Below are 13,553 nucleotides of genomic sequence, written 5' to 3' on the forward strand. Positions count from 1 at the left end.
ATCAAGATATGCAGTGCCCGGACGGTGCGGGTCACGGAAATGAGGTTGTCATGACAGTTCGGTTTGGTGTCCTGGGCGCAGGCCGCATCGGCAAGGTCCACGCCAAGGCGGTGGCGTCCAATGCTTCGGCAAGGCTCGTTGCGGTGGCGGACGCCTTCGAAAAGGCGGCGAACGATCTCGCCGAGGCCTATGGCTGCGACGTACGCTCGATCGAGCAGATCGAGGAAGCATCTGATATCGACGCGGTGGTGATCTGCACGCCGACCGATACCCATGCCGACCTGATCGAGCGTTTTGTGCTCGCCGGCAAGGCGGTGTTCTGCGAAAAGCCGATCGACCTCGATGCCAAGCGCGTCGAACAGTGCCTCGCCGTCGTCGACAAGGCGGGCGGCACGCTGATGGTCGGTTTCAACCGGCGCTTCGACCCGCATTTCGCCGCCGTGCGCAAGGCGATCGACGACGGCGCCGTCGGCAAGGTCGAACAGGTGGTGATCACCTCGCGCGATCCCGGCCCGCCGCCGGCGGAATACATCACGCGTTCGGGCGGCATCTTCCGCGACATGACGATCCACGATTTCGACATGGCGCGCTTCCTGCTCGGTGCCGAGCCGGTGGCAGTGACGGCGACAGCGTCGGTGCTTGTCGACAAGAAGATCGGCGAGCTCGGCGATTTCGACAGCGTCAGCGTCATCCTGGAGACGGCGAGCGGCCAGCAATGTGTCATCACCAATTCGCGCCGCGCCACCTATGGCTATGACCAGCGCATCGAGGTGCATGGATCGGACGGCATGGTGGCGGCCGAGAACCAGCGCGCCGTGTCGATCGAGGTCGCCAACGGCAAGGGCTACACGCGCCCGCCGCTGCACGACTTCTTCATGACCCGTTACACCGAGGCCTATGCCGCCGAGATCGCTGCCTTCGTCGCCTCGGTGACCAAGGGCGCGAAAGTTTCGCCAAGCGGCCGCGACGGGCTGATTGCGCTGCAGCTTGCCGATGCCGCGCTGAAATCTGCCAAGGAAGGCAAAACGGTCCGCCTCAAGGGTTGATCGTGCGGCAACACCACCCCTCGACCGCAACAGGCCAGGGGTGGCGAAGCACAATCCGTCAAAGGAATAAATATTCCGATTGACTGTATTGTGGAATTGAAATTTCATTGTTTGGCCTGCTGCACCAAACAAGGCAGGCCGGCGCGGCGGAGCGACCGGGAGGAACACATGGCCGATCCCAACACCCAGCCTACAGCGCAACTCGACGTGATCACCATCGGCCGCGCCTCGGTCGATCTCTATGGCCAGCAGACCGGTTCGCGGCTCGAGGATGTCGCGTCCTTCGCCAAGTCGGTCGGCGGCTGCCCGGCCAACATCGCAATCGGCACGGCAAGGCTGGGCCTGCGCTCCGCACTTCTGACACGCGTCGGCGACGAGCATATGGGCCGCTACATCAGCGAGCAGATGCGGCGCGAGGGCGTTTGCGTCGACGGGCTGGTGACCGACAAGGAGCGGCTGACGGCGCTGGTATTGCTGTCGGTCGAGAACGACCGCACCTTCCCGCTGATCTTCTACCGCGAGAACTGCGCCGACATGGCGCTCGTCGAAGACGACATCGACCCTGATTTCATCCGGTCGGCCCGGGCGATCGTCGTCACGGGCACGCATTTTTCACGACCCTCCACCGATGCCGCCCAGCGCAAGGCGATGCGGCTCATCAAGGAGGTCGGCGGCAAGGTGGTGTTCGACATCGACTACCGTCCGAATCTTTGGGGGCTGGCCGGCCATGCGGCGGGCGAAAGCCGCTACATCGCCTCCGATGCGGTTTCCAACCACCTCAAGGGTGTGCTGGCCGATTGCGACCTGATCGTCGGCACCGAAGAAGAGGTGATGATCGCGTCCGGCGAAGGCGAACTTCTGGACGCGCTGAAGACCATCCGCGCGCTGTCGGACGCGACAATCGTGCTCAAGCGCGGCCCGATGGGCTGCATCGTCTATGACGGGCCGATATCAGACGACCTCGAGGCCGGCATCGTCGGCAAGGGGTTTCCGATCGAGGTCTACAACGTGCTTGGCGCGGGTGACGCCTTCATGTCGGGCTTCCTGCGTGGCTGGCTGGGCGGTGAAAGCCTGGCCACCTCAGCGACCTGGGCCAATGCCTGCGGCGCCTTTGCGGTGTCGCGGCTGCTTTGTTCGCCGGAAATCCCGACCTTCGAGGAGCTGCAGTTCTTCCTCAGCAACGGCAGCAAGCAGCACGCTCTGCGCAAGGACGAGGCGATCAACCACGTGCACTGGGCAACCACCCGGCGCAACGAGATCCCCTCGATGATGGCGCTGGCCTGCGACCACCGCAGCCAGCTCGAAGATGTCGCCGCGCGCACCGGCACCGACCCGGCGCGCATCCGCGACTTCAAGGTTCTGGCGGTCAAGGCGGCGGCCAAGGTTGCCGGCGGGCGCGACGGCTACGGAATGCTGATCGATGAAAAGCATGGCCGCGAGGCGATGTTCGAATTCGCCCGTCATACCTTCGGCTGGCTCGGCCGGCCGGTGGAGCTGCCGGGCTCGCGGCCGCTGCGTTTCGAATTCTCGCAGGATATTGGCTCGCAGCTCGTCGAATGGCCGCTCGACCACACCATCAAGTGCCTGTGCTTCTACCACCCCGACGATCCGGCGGAACTCAAGGCCGAGCAGCAGCAGAAGCTGCGCACCCTGTTCGAGGCCGCGCGCAAGGTGGGTCGCGAACTGCTGATCGAGATCATTGCTGGCAAGCACGGCAAGCTCGATGAGGACACCATTCCGCGCGCGCTGGAAGAGCTCTATGCGATCGGCATCAAGCCCGACTGGTGGAAGCTCGAACCGCAGGCTTCAGCCGGCGCGTGGAAGAAGATCGAGGCGGTCATCACCGGCAACGACCCTTATTGCCGTGGCGTCGTGCTGCTCGGGCTCGAGGCGCCATTGGCCGAATTGGAAGTGGCGTTTGCCGCGACCGCCGATGCATCGGTGGTCAAGGGCTTCGCGGTCGGGCGCAGCATCTTTGCCTATGCGGCGGAAGAGTGGATGGCCGGCCGGATGAACGACCAGGCCGCGGTCGACGACATGGCCCAGCGTTTCGAACAGCTGACCAAGGCATGGCTTGCCGCACGCGACAGTCGGGCGGCATAAACAGACAGCTGAAGCGAGGCCTGCATCCCCGGATGCACTGCTGCAGCGGGAGGAGGATATGATGACCAAGACCGTTCGCCTGACGATGGCGCAGGCGCTGACGCGCTACCTGACGCGGCAGATGACCGTGATCGACGGCAAGAAACTGCCGCTGTTCGGGGGTGTCTGGGCGATCTTCGGCCATGGCAATGTCGCCGGCATCGGTGAAGCGCTGTACCAGCTACGTGACGAGCTGCCGACCTATCGCGCCCACAATGAGCAGGCGATGGCGCATGCGGCGATCGCTTTTGCCAAGACCAATTTCCGCCAGCGGATAATGGCGGCGACCAGCTCCATCGGTCCGGGCGCGGTCAACATGGTGACGGCGGCGGCACTGGCCCACGTCAACCGGCTGCCGGTGCTGTTGTTGCCCGGCGACGTGTTCGCCAACCGCGTGCCCGATCCGGTGCTGCAGCAGGTCGAGGATTTCGGCGACGGCACGGTATCAGCCAATGACTGCTTCCGCCCGGTGTCGCGCTATTTCGACCGCATCACGCGGCCCGAGCAGATCATTGCGGCGCTGGCGCGCGCCATGCAGGTGCTGACCGACCCGGCCGATTGCGGGCCGGTGACGCTGTCGCTTTGCCAGGACGTTCAGGCCGAGGCTTATGATTATCCCGAGAGCTTCTTCGCCAAGAAGGTGTGGTCGCAGCGCCGGCCACGGCCGGACCGTGATGAACTCGCAGCAGCAGCCGAAGCGTTGAAGGCAGCAAAGAAGCCGCTGATCGTCGCCGGTGGCGGCGTGCTCTATTCCGGCGCATCCAAGCAACTCGACCGCTTCGTCCAGGCCACCGGCATTCCGGTTTGCGAGACACAGGGCGGCAAGTCGGCGCTGACCGATGAACATGAGCTCAACATGGCCGCTGTCGGCGTCACCGGCACATCGGCTGCCAACCGGCTGGCCGAAGAAGCGGACGTCGTGCTCGCTGTCGGCACCCGGCTGCAGGATTTCACCACCGGCTCATGGTCGCTGTTCAAGAACGCAGGCAAGACCATCATCGGCCTCAATGTCCAGCCGTTCGATGCCGCCAAGCACAAGGCGTTGCCGCTGGTGGCGGACGCCAGGGAAGGGCTTGCCGAACTCGGCGCCGCGGTCGCCGCCTACAAGGCGCCGGCATCGTGGACCGAGAATGCCAGGAGCGGAAAAGCCGAGTGGCGCAAGGCGGCCGCCAAGGTGACGGCCGCGACCAACGCAGCACTACCCTCCGACGCGCAAGTAATCGGTGCGGTCCAGCGTACGCTGGGCAGCGAGGTCATCGTGCTGCATGCGGCTGGCGGCCTGCCGGGCGAGATGCACAAGCTGTGGCGGGCGGGGAGCCCCGGCTCCTACCACTCCGAATATGGCTTCTCCTGCATGGGCTACGAGATCGCAGGTGGGCTGGGTGCCAAGATGGCGCGGCCTGACAGGGAGGTCGTCATCATGATCGGCGACGGCTCCTACCTGATGCTGAACTCGGAGATCGCGACTTCGGTGATGCTCGGCCTCAAGCTCACTATCGTGCTGCTCGACAATCGTGGCTATGGCTGCATCAACCGACTGCAGATGGCCACCGGTGGCGCCAGCTTCAACAATCTCCTGCGCGACAGCCGCCATGAGGTGCTGCCTGACATCGACTTCGTGGCGCATGCCAAGAGCCTTGGAGCTCATGCCGAGAAGGCGTCGTCCATCGCCGATTTTGAGGCAGCGCTCGACCGCGCCCGCAAGAGCGACCGGACGACTGTCGTTTTGATCGATACCGATCCGTTGATCTCGACCGACGCGGGTGGGCACTGGTGGGACGTCGCGGTGCCTGAGGTGAGCGCCCGTCCTGAAGTGAATGTTGCGCGCAAGGGCTATGAGGAAAAGCTCAAGCTGCAGCGGGTTGGGGACTGAGGCTGAGCCCGGAATTTGTGAATGTTGGCGCTGCCCCTCACTGTCCTGCCGGACTGTCCGGCAGGACCAGCGCAGACGATGACGAACACACGCTGTCCGACGTGATAGCCGGCAATGACACTGGAGAATTGAAGTGAAAGCCAAACTGGGCATGTCCCCCATTGCATGGTGGAATGACGATCTTGCGGAACTGAGTGATGACGTGTCGCTGGAGGAATGCCTTCGCCAGTCTCGGTCAGCCGGCTTCACCGGCATGGAGCAGGGGCGCCGGTTCCCGACTACGCCGGGCGAGATGCTGCCGATCCTGAAGAAGGCCGACGTGACTTTGTGCGGTGGCTGGTTCTCGGGCACGCTGGTCAATGACGAACTGGCCGGAAACAAGGATCGTATCCAGCCGATGATCGATTTGTTCAAGGCGGTCGACGCGCCGTGCATCGTCTATGGCGAGGTCGGCCGCTCGATCCAGGGCGATCGCTCCGGGCCGCTCGCCGGCAAGGCGGTACTCTCCGATGACGAGATGAAAGTCTATGCTCGCAAGCTGACCGCGTTCGGCGAATGGTGCGCCGAACAGGGCATGCCGCTGTCTTACCACCACCACATGGCGGCGGTGGTGCAGTTCGAGCATGAGCTCGACGCCTTCATGAGACATTCTGGCGAAGGTATCCCGCTGCTGCTCGACGCCGGCCATCTCGCCTTTGCCGGTGGCGACGTGCTGCGCGCCATCGACAATCATCACAAGCGCATCAACCATGTGCATGTGAAGGACGTGCGCATGGACGTCATTGGCGCGCTCGACTGGACGAAGCAGTCGTTCCTCGACGCCGTGGCGCTCGGGGCATTCACCGTGCCCGGCGACGGCTCGCTCGACTTCGGCAAGATCGTCCAGAAGTTCGCCGACTACGGCTATGAGGGCTGGTTCGTCGTTGAAGCCGAGCAGGACCCGAAAAAGAACCCGCCGTTGAAGATGGCCGAGGTCGGCCATGCCGAGCTGATGCGGGTGATGACCGCCGCCGGTTACACGGTAGAGACCCAGGGCTTCCCCAACGCATGACCCGCAAGAGTGCTGCCTGTCATCTCTGGGGACCATGCTTCAATTCAAGGCATTGCGGCAGTCTGTGTCCGTCATGGATGCGAGGCGCCGCGGTGCTTGAGCATGGTGCCGGGGCCAGCTACGATCCCATCAGGATCACAGGCGAGGCATTGCGAAATTGATGAACGATCAGAACCATCCGTTCCTTCGCCCGTTGTGGAGGCGCATAGCGCTTGTTGTTTTCTGCGCGGCCTGGTCGATTTTCGAGTTCGCCACCGGATCGGCTTTCTGGGGCACGCTCGCCGGCGGCATGGCGGTCGTCGGCGCCTATCAGTTCCTGATTGCCTACAAACCCGGCGACGACGCCACCGACAAGGAGTGAGAGACCATGTCGAAACTGCTGATCAAGCCCAAGCATGGCACCGGACGTGTCACCCATGTGACGCCTGAAACCGCCGGCTGGACCTATGTCGGCTTCGACCTGCACAAGCTCGAGCCTGGCGACACGTTCGGTGACTGGACGGCCGACCGCGAGACCTGCCTGGTGCTGGTCACCGGCAAGGCGCATGTCAGGGTCGGCGACGACGATCTTGGAACGCTGGGCGAGCGCATGTCGCCATTCGAAGGTAAGCCGTGGTCGGTCTACGTGCCTGCGGGCGGCGACTGGTCGGTGCGGGCGGAGACCAATGTCGAGCTCGCAGTGTGCACCGCTCCGGGCCTCGGCGGCAACCTGCCGGTGCGGGTGATCGGCCCCGACGACGTCAAGCAGGAGACGCGCGGCAAGGGCACCAACACGCGTTACGTCACCAACATCCTGCCGGAAGGCGAGCCGGCGGATTCGCTGCTGGTGGTCGAGGTCATCACACCAGGTGGCCATAGCTCGAGCTACCCGCCGCACAAGCACGACCAGGACAACCTTCCAGCTGAATCACTGCTGGAGGAAACCTATTATCATCGGCTCAACCCGCCGCAGGGTTTCGCCTTCCAGCGCGTCTACACCGAGTTCAACGATGCCGGCCATCGCGAGCTCGACGAAGCGATGGCGATCGAGGACGGCGACGTGACGCTGGTGCCCAAGGGCTACCATCCCTGTGCGGCCTGCCACGGTTACGACCTTTATTATCTCAACGTCATGGCCGGGCCGAAGCGGACGTGGAAGTTCCACAACGCCAAAGAGCATGAGTGGCTGCTGAAGGCCTGAAGGGCCGACGCAGCTTGCACATTCCCGAACCGAGGAGAAAACGATGGCACGCAACAGGCCAACGGTCGCGGACCTGCGCGCGCTGAAAGGCAAGCGGCAACTGTCGAAGCTCAGGGTGACGACGCTCGAAGAAGCCGAGGCTGCCGAGCGTGCCGGCATCGACCTATTGTCGGTGACCTACGGGCTGATGCTCGACAAGGGCTTTCGCGACGCGGCTCCGACCTGCTTTGCCGTGCCCGGCGACGAATACGGCATGATGGGAGCGACGACAGCCGAGGTCCTGCGCACGGCGGTCAAGCTGAAGGCGGCGAGTGCTGATGCCGTCTATTGCTCGGCGAGCTTCAAGACGATCCGACGGCTGCGCGACGAGCACATCCCGGTCTGTGGCCATGTCGGCCTGATCCCGACGCACTCGACCTGGACCGGCGGCTTCCGGGCCGTGGGCAAGACGGCAGAGACAGCGGCGCTGGTGTGGAAGCAGGTCAAGGATCTCGAAGACGCCGGCGCCTTTGCCGCCGAGATCGAGGTCGTGCCGGCTGAGGTGGCGAGCGCAATCTCCAGGCGCACGCCATTGGTGCTAATCTCGATGGGCGCGGGCGCGGGCTGCGACGCGCAGTATCTGTTTGCCGAAGATGTGCTTGGGCTCAATCGCGGCCACACTCCGCGCCACGCCAAGGTCTATCGCAATCTGGCTGTGGAATATGACCGCATCCAGCAGGAGCGGATTGCGGCGTTTCAGGAATATGCCGGCGACGTCGCCAGCGGTGCCTATCCGGCAGCGGGCCACACGGTCGGCATCGACGCCGCCGAGATGCGCAAATTCGAGGAATTTCTGAGCGGGCAGGCCTAGGCCTGCCCGCTCCGGAAGACGGTTCGCACGCCAGCGCCTAAAGCGCGGTACTCAGAACTCGCGTCACTGCCTTCCGATCCGGATTGAGCATGATGTAGCTCGGCCGGTTATCGAATTTGAGCTGCCTGAGCAGCGATCTGGTCTTGACCAGCAGCATGTCGTCGCGCGAAGCCGCTTCGAGTTTGTTCTGCAATGCGTCCAGCGTTTCGATGGCGTCTTCGCTGCGCTCCAGCGCGACAAGGCTCTTGGCCAGCAGGAACTCCGCGCCAGCGAAATCGGGCGCCAGCTGCAGCACCTTGCGGAATGCATCCGCTGCTTCGATGTGCCGGGACAGCGCCTGGAATTCCATTCCCACGCGCAGCCATGCCTTGGACGAGGTCGGCACGGATGTTGCCAGTGTTTGGAAATGAGCCAGCGCCTCGCGGTGATCGCCCTTGGCCGACAGCAACTGGCCGATGCCATAGAGCGCGCGCGAATGAAGGGAGTCGGTGGCGAGTATCTGGCGGTATCCGTTTTCCGCTCTCGCCAGTTGCCCCTGCTGATGGAAGCGCGTGACCTCGGCGAAGATGCCGTTGAGCGAACGGGGATCGAGGCGGTCACCATTGTTGCGCCCGCTCTGGGTGTAGATCTGAGCGCAGTTGATCTTGCTCTCGGTCACGCCGAAGGCGAACTTGTAAGGCTCGTCGCCACGCAGGAAATCATAGCTCGTGAGGCCGTTCTCGATGGCCAGCTTGATGCAGTGGCCATGCAGGATCAGGCCGGCGGGGATAGAGGGCACGGTCTCGTCGCGGCCGGCCATGAAGAACAGCAACGCCTTCTTGACCGGGTCGACGAAGATGGCAAGCCCGCCCAGCGGCCGGTCGCCCTGCCACAGGACCGGCAGGTACAGCGTGCCATTGCGGAAACTGTCGCGCAACACGCGGCGATTGTTGTGCAGGATGGCGGCCAGCCGGTCGCCCTTGCGGGCGCCCCACTTCACCCGCCACAGTTCAAGCAGCGTGTCGATGTCGCGCTCGTAGGTGTTTGCGTCGGCACGGGTGATGCGCAGTTCGCCGGCATCGACCTTGCGCAGGAAGCGTCGCAGCTTCTGCCTGGTGTTGGTACTCAGCACATTGTCGAGATAGCCGTCGAAGGTGTCGGGCAGGGCGGCCGCGAAACAGCGGCAGTTGTCGACATTGTCGGCGGCATTGACGCGGCTGAACTCGCGCATCGCAAAGATGTCGCGCGAGAACTGGCCGATGAAGGCGAAGACGCGCTCCCGTGACATGCGCAGGTTTTCGAGATTGAGCCGTGCCCAACCCATCTGCGCGACGTGGCGGCCGAAGGCCTGCAACGCCTTTTCGGCATGCTCCGGATCGCAGATGGCGCCGGTGTAGTCGGCGGCATTGTTGCCGGCCATGCTGATTTCGTTGAAGAACAGGCCGGTCTTGCCGCTCATGCGGGTGCGCATGCGCAACGGCATCAGCGCGACATAAGGCGATCCCGGATCGCCAAGGCGCGCGGCGAGCACGAACCATGCGCCCTTGTAGAAGCGCATATAGGGCACCAGCCAACTCCATGAGACGAAGAACTGCGCCTCCGGGTCGGCCTTGTACAGGCGCTCCCAGTCCTGCTGCAGCTTGGCCAGCGTTTCAACATCGGTAATGACGTCGACCTGCATCTGTGTCCCCCTCGATGACATGGCTTCCCCCTTGTTCAGCGCTCCATGAATGCGCGCGACATGCTGTCGGCGATCGGCTTGGTCAGATATCTGAAGAATGTCCGCTCCTCGGTCTGGACCAGCACCTCGGCCGGCATGCCCGGCGTCGGCGTGAAGCCGTGGACGCGCGAAATCTGGTCCGCCGGCAGGCTGACTCGAGCGACATAGACCTCGCGTGCGACGGGACCCGATGTATCGGGAAGGGCATCGGCGGAGACATAAATCACCTGGCCTTCGAGCACCGGTGTGGTGCGCCGGTTGAGCGCGGTAAGCTGCACTGTTGCCTTCTGGCCGACGCGGACGCTGTCGATGTCCGTACGCGAGATCAGCGCCTCGATCACCAGCGGTACGTCCGACGGCAGGATCTCGACGATCGGCTTGCCGCTTTCGATGACGCCGCCTGATGTGTGGTAGTACATGCGCACGATGGTGCCGGCGACCGGTGCGTTGATAGTCACACGGCTGAGGATGCTCTTGGCCTGGCGAAGCTGCTCGCGGATGGTGTCGAGGTCGCCCTCCAGGTTCTGTAACTGCTCGAGCGCGGCCTGCTTGTAGGCATCCTCTGTCTGCTTGATCTGCTGGTTGAGCTTGATGACCTCGGCGCCGATTTCGGAAACCTGGGCGGCGAGGCGGCCGATCTGCCCCTCGGCATCGGCCATGGCGCGTTGGATCGCCTTGATTTCAGTTGCCCTGAGCAGTCCCTTGTCGAGCAACTTCTTCTTGCCGGCATATTCTTCCTTCATCAAAGCCAGCTGCCGTTGCACCGCGTCATGCTGTTGCTGATAGCCGTCGGCGCGGTAGCGGTAGGCGGCGATGTTTTGCTGCAGCAGGCCAATCTCGCTTTGAAGCTTGCCACGCGCTGCGGTGAAGTTCAGCTGCTGGCCGTCGACGATCGGCTTGATCTCCGGATCGTCGATGTTGTCGCTGACGTTGTTGGGGAAAGTGATTTGGGGCGCGCCGCTGATCTCGGCATGCAGCCGGGCGGCGATGGCATCGAGGCGGACCTGACGCAGGAAGAGCTGACGCTCGCTGGCTTCGGCTGCCGTTTCATCGAGGCGGACAAGAGGCTGGTCGTAGGTGACGACATCACCTTCGCTAACCAGCAGGTCTTTGATGATTCCGCCTTCCAGATGCTGGACGATCTTGTTCTGGCCGGCGGCGACGAACGAACCCTGGGCGATGATGGCGGCGGCGAGCGGCGCCGTGAAAGCCCAGGTGCCGAAGCCGCCAAAAGTGAGCGCTATGAGCAGGAGGCCGATCTTGGTCTGCTTGCCGATCGAGCGCGGCACGTCGGCGTACCATTCGAGGTCGTGGACCTTGACGATTGCCGTATCGCTCATGATTTTGTCCCCTTACGGAATCTGGTGGCCGAACGAACCGCCCTCGATGCTCAACCCGCGCTGGGCAAGCGCCTGCAGCACGTCTTGCCGCTGACCGAAGAGGGCGACCGTTCCGTTCACCAGAAGCAGAATCTTGTCGACGCTGTGCAGCAGTGCCGGCCGTTGCGTGATGGTGATGACGGTGATCTTGTTTTCCTTGGCGTGCTGGAGTGCACGGGCAAGTGCTACGTCGCCGGCGGCGTCGAGGTTGGAGTTCGGCTCGTCGAGCACGACCATCCGCGGATTGCCGAAGAAGGCGCGGGCGAGAGCGATGCGCTGCTTCTGGCCACCCGAAAGAGGCGCGCCGTCGGCGGCGACGAAGGTCTCGTAGCCATGCGGCAAGGTGGCGATCATCTCATGCACGTCGGCGAGCATGGCCGCCTGGTAGATGTCGGCGTCGCTGGCATCGTCGCGCATGCGGGCGATGTTGGCCTTGATCGTGGCTGGGAACAGTTGAACGTCCTGCGGCAGATAGCCGATGTTCTCGCCGAATTGCCGCTGATCCCAGTTGCGCAGGTCCATCAGGTCGAGGCGCACATTGCCTGACGTCGGCAGGATCGAGCCAACCAGCATCTTGCCGAGCGTGGTCTTGCCGGCGCCCGAGTTGCCGATGATGGCAAGGGAGTCGCCCGGTGCGAGGGCAAAGGTGATGCCGTTGAGTACGACCCGCTTGGTACCCTGGGGCACGAACAGCAGACGTTCGACGTCGAGCCGGCCTTCCGGACGCGGCAGGTTCAGCCGTTCGAAGTTGAGCGGCGAGCTTTGCAGCAGGCTGGCAATGCGGCCGTAGGCGGCACGCGACTGCACGACCTGGTTCCAGCCTTCGATGGCGCCCTCGATCGGGCCGAGCGCGCGGCCGGCGATGATCGACGCGGCAATCACCATGCCGCCGCTGAGATGGCCATCCAGGGCGAGATGCGCGCCCCAGCCGAGCATGGCGACTTGCGTCAGCAACCGGACTGCCTTGGACGTCGCGGCGAAGGCGATGTTGCGGTCCTGTGCGAGGACTTGCGCCCTGAGCGAGCCGGCGGTGTCCTTGCCCCAGATGCGCACGGCTTCCGGGATCATGGCCAGAGCGTTGATGATCTGCGAATTCCGCGACATCGAGTCGAGATGCAGGTTGGCCTTGCTCTGGAACGAATTGGCTTCGCTGAAGGAGGCAGCCGTCGAGCGCTGGTTGATGATCGTGATCAGCAGCAGCAGCAACGCCGATGTGACGACGATGAAGCCGAGATGCGGATGCACAAGAAACACGGCAAGCACGAACAATGGGGCAAGCGGTGCATCAAGCAAGGACAGCAAGGTGCCCGAAACGAGGAAAGAGCGCAGTTGCCCGAGGTCGCTGAGTGTCTGGTATTCACGGCCGTTGCTGTGGAGCGCGGCGCGCGCTGCGGCACTCAGGATCGGCGCGCCGAGCTGGGCGGCCACTTCGACGGCGGTACGCATCAGGATGAAGCGGCGGATCGCGTCGAACATCGCCTGGAGGATCACGGCGCCGACGATCACGATCGTCAGCATGACCAGGGTGTCGACCGAACGGCTGGTCAGCACGCGATCGGAGATCTGGAACAGATAGAGCGGGATTGCGAGCACAAGCACGTTGCTGGCCAGCGTGAACAACATGACGATCAGCAGGTTGCGCTTGACGACGCTGAGGCCGGTCTTCAGCGAGGCTGAGAAATCGATCGGGCCGAGGCGTTTGTGGAAGACACCGCCACCGCCACCGCCTCCACCGCCGCCACCACCGCCGCTGTCGATGTCGCCGCCGTTCGGACCTTTGGCTTCAGGCAGTTTTTCCCTTGCCTTGATCGGGCCATTGTCGGCATCGATCACCTTGCCGACCGGCATCGACGTGTCCTTCATTTCAGGCTTGGCCGGCGCTTGCGGTTCGCTTACCCGCATGTCGGGGGCCGGGGAAGCCGATGCCGCCGGTTGCGGCGCCTCTTTGGGGGCTGGCCTGGTTTGAGCAGCCGCAGCCTGGGATTGGGGTGCGGCAGTGGGTTCCTCCGGAGCTGCACGCTGAGCCGGTTGGGGCGGCGTGCCGGGCGCTGTTTCGGCGGGGGCAGACGCTGGGGGGCGTTGAGCCGTAGCGCTCCGCTCCGGAGGTATGATCGAGGGCTCTGAAGGCCTCTGGGATGGCTGATCTGCGTGCGCCGCTCTGGCTCTCGCCTGGGGAGCCTGCGGCGCAGGCGCCGGAGCCTCCGCCGACTTGCGCTCTGCCTGGGTGGCCTGGGCTGCCGGCTTGTCGCCGGCGGCGTCATGCAACTCGCCCACCACGTTTTCGATGTAGCGTTCCAGCCTGTCCAACGCCTGCTCCTGGGGAGCTACGGCAT

The 13,553-nt window shown here is 63.9% G+C and carries 10 protein-coding genes; 7 read left to right on the forward strand and 3 right to left on the reverse strand.

Annotated elements, in window-relative coordinates; translation table 11 throughout:
• Window positions 1-50 precede the first annotated feature (50 nt).
• The 7 genes from iolG (at window position 51) to IHE39_RS28915 (ending at window position 8,142) form a co-directional block, all read left to right on the forward strand.
• A complete protein-coding gene (gene iolG, locus IHE39_RS28885; RefSeq protein ID WP_184769722.1) occupies window positions 51-1,046 on the forward strand; it encodes an inositol 2-dehydrogenase in 996 nt (331 codons plus the stop codon).
• A 168-nt stretch (window positions 1,047-1,214) separates the two neighbouring features.
• A complete protein-coding gene (locus IHE39_RS28890; protein WP_192568933.1) occupies window positions 1,215-3,149 on the forward strand; it encodes a bifunctional 5-dehydro-2-deoxygluconokinase/5-dehydro-2-deoxyphosphogluconate aldolase in 1,935 nt (644 codons plus the stop codon).
• 61 nt (window positions 3,150-3,210) lie between these two features.
• Window positions 3,211-5,061, forward strand: a complete 1,851-nt coding sequence (gene iolD, locus IHE39_RS28895) for a 3D-(3,5/4)-trihydroxycyclohexane-1,2-dione acylhydrolase (decyclizing) (RefSeq protein WP_192568951.1) — start codon at window positions 3,211-3,213, stop codon at window positions 5,059-5,061.
• A 133-nt stretch (window positions 5,062-5,194) separates the two neighbouring features.
• A complete protein-coding gene (iolE, locus tag IHE39_RS28900) occupies window positions 5,195-6,112 on the forward strand; it encodes a myo-inosose-2 dehydratase (protein WP_192568934.1) in 918 nt (305 codons plus the stop codon).
• 160 nt (window positions 6,113-6,272) lie between these two features.
• Window positions 6,273-6,473 (forward strand): DUF3329 domain-containing protein, encoded by a 201-nt coding sequence (locus tag IHE39_RS28905; RefSeq protein ID WP_184769726.1) that lies wholly within the window; start codon window positions 6,273-6,275, stop codon window positions 6,471-6,473.
• Between the two features lie 6 nt (window positions 6,474-6,479).
• A complete protein-coding gene (gene iolB / locus IHE39_RS28910; protein ID WP_184769727.1) occupies window positions 6,480-7,292 on the forward strand; it encodes a 5-deoxy-glucuronate isomerase in 813 nt (270 codons plus the stop codon).
• Between the two features lie 43 nt (window positions 7,293-7,335).
• Window positions 7,336-8,142: a 3-methyl-2-oxobutanoate hydroxymethyltransferase gene (locus tag IHE39_RS28915; protein WP_192568935.1), complete on the forward strand. Its 807-nt coding sequence runs from the start codon at window positions 7,336-7,338 to the stop codon at window positions 8,140-8,142.
• 37 nt (window positions 8,143-8,179) lie between these two features.
• On the opposite strand, the gene IHE39_RS28920 is transcribed toward IHE39_RS28915, so the two are convergent.
• From IHE39_RS28920 to IHE39_RS28930, 3 genes are read right to left on the reverse strand one after another with little or no spacing between them, the layout of a single operon-like run.
• Complete coding sequence (locus IHE39_RS28920) at window positions 8,180-9,802, reverse strand: GNAT family N-acetyltransferase (RefSeq protein WP_192568936.1); 1,623 nt, start codon at window positions 9,800-9,802, stop codon at window positions 8,180-8,182.
• A gap of 35 nt (window positions 9,803-9,837) precedes the next feature.
• On the reverse strand, window positions 9,838-11,181 hold the full coding sequence (locus IHE39_RS28925; protein ID WP_192568937.1) for an HlyD family type I secretion periplasmic adaptor subunit: 1,344 nt from the start codon (window positions 11,179-11,181) through the stop codon (window positions 9,838-9,840).
• Between the two features lie 12 nt (window positions 11,182-11,193).
• The gene (locus tag IHE39_RS28930) at window positions 11,194-13,122 is read right to left on the reverse strand and encodes a type I secretion system permease/ATPase (RefSeq protein WP_434781352.1); all 1,929 of its coding nucleotides are present in this window, start codon (window positions 13,120-13,122) and stop codon (window positions 11,194-11,196) included.
• Between the last annotated feature and the right edge of the window lie 431 nt (window positions 13,123-13,553).

Source organism: Aminobacter carboxidus (assembly GCF_014863355.1).
Classification (GTDB): Bacteria; Pseudomonadota; Alphaproteobacteria; order Rhizobiales; family Rhizobiaceae; genus Aminobacter; species Aminobacter carboxidus.